This is a genomic window from Cryobacterium sp. MLB-32 (assembly GCF_000738085.1).
Lineage (GTDB): Bacteria > Actinomycetota > Actinomycetes > Actinomycetales > Microbacteriaceae > Cryobacterium.
In genome coordinates this window covers 1-1,169 of sequence record NZ_JPRS01000558.1, presented here as the reverse complement: position 1 = coordinate 1,169, position 1,169 = coordinate 1, and the positions used below count along the sequence as shown (strand labels likewise).

Here is a 1,169-nt window from a genome sequence, read left to right as displayed (position 1 = left end):
AGAAAACGCTCCTCGTCGAACTGTTGAGAGCCGCCTTCCATGGTCTAAGCTGCGGCAAACAGCATCAGGGTCTTAATGGCGGCGACGCGAACGCCCTCGGCGGTAGGAAGAAGCACCATAATGCCTGGGTAGTAATCGAAAAGCACCTGTCTGTCACGCCCGCACGGGCCGACAACACCGCACTCGTGATTGCCAACAGCGACGATTGTCGTGATTTCACGCCTTACCTCTGCACGCGCCGCGCCAAGTGCAACCAGCTCGGCGCACGGACCACCGGTCAAATGGAACAAATTCACTCCGGCGAACATACGGCCGTCGGCGTCTCGAACTGCCCGCCTATGCTTTGTGTGTCATCTTCGTCCGGCCCGGCATCCGTGTTCGCGTCGATGACCTCTCTTGCCCGCTCAACGAGCTCCAGGTCTTCGGCCGTCGGCACTGCGAGTTCAGCGTTTGGGAGCATGAGGGTAATCCTACGGATCGAACCGGATCCAACTTCTGGCAGGCCTGTCCGTAAGCCGAACCCTGAGTCGAAATGCGTTGGTCCTCAGAGTTCGCCCACAACTTCGACCTTGAAGCCTGCGTCATTTTCAAGATAGGCGGCGAAGTGGTCGGTGCCTCCAGCGTGGGGGTAGCGATCCGCGTACAGCGAATTCCAACCATCGTCCGCTGCCGCACCCAAGATGCGGTTAACGTCGGCCTTGGATCCTCCATTAAGCGCGAGGTGGTTGATTCCCGGCAGCCTTCGATCGTGTACGCCACCAGAGAGGGCTGGCGGTCGCGTGGTCACGAGGTAGACGCCCCCGCATCGCCAGGAGGTTCCGTTGTCCCACTCCTGGTCGACGGACCATCCGAGTTCCACGAGAAGCCAGCCCCAAGACGTGCGAGCGCTGTCCAGGTCTGCGACCCAAATCTCAATGTGATGCACACCAATTGCCATACCGCTATCGTTCCATGAGCCTCGAGGGTCTTTTCCCTCAGTGAACCCCTCTACGGGACGCGCTGACGGGCCCGGGGCTGTGCCGGACCTGCCTGGTCGTCATCAGGTGCTCAGTATTTGTCCAAGCCTTGCAATGCCCGGTATGGTGCTATGCATGGGTATAGCGGAAGACAAAGTCCTCGCGAATCTGCGTAAGGGTGTCCTGGAGTTTTGCCTGCTTGCGCTGCTGCGA

3 protein-coding genes are annotated in these 1,169 nt (G+C 59.7%); all 3 read right to left on the bottom strand.

From position 1 onward, the window contains the following. Positions 1-44 precede the first annotated feature (44 nt). The 3 genes from JF66_RS22015 to JF66_RS19940 all read right to left on the bottom strand — a co-directional run bounded on the left by JF66_RS22015 (position 45) and on the right by JF66_RS19940 (position 937). Complete coding sequence (locus tag JF66_RS22015; RefSeq protein WP_156109857.1) at positions 45-296, bottom strand: hypothetical protein; 252 nt, start codon at positions 294-296, stop codon at positions 45-47. Further along, positions 293-460, bottom strand: coding sequence for a hypothetical protein (locus tag JF66_RS23325; RefSeq protein WP_156109856.1), 168 nt, complete (start codon positions 458-460; stop codon positions 293-295). The genes JF66_RS22015 and JF66_RS23325 overlap by 4 nt, the downstream gene beginning before the upstream one ends. Positions 461-544: 84 nt before the next feature. Then, a complete protein-coding gene (locus tag JF66_RS19940; protein ID WP_035879687.1) occupies positions 545-937 on the bottom strand; it encodes a VOC family protein in 393 nt (130 codons plus the stop codon). Positions 938-1,169: the final 232 nt, after the last annotated feature.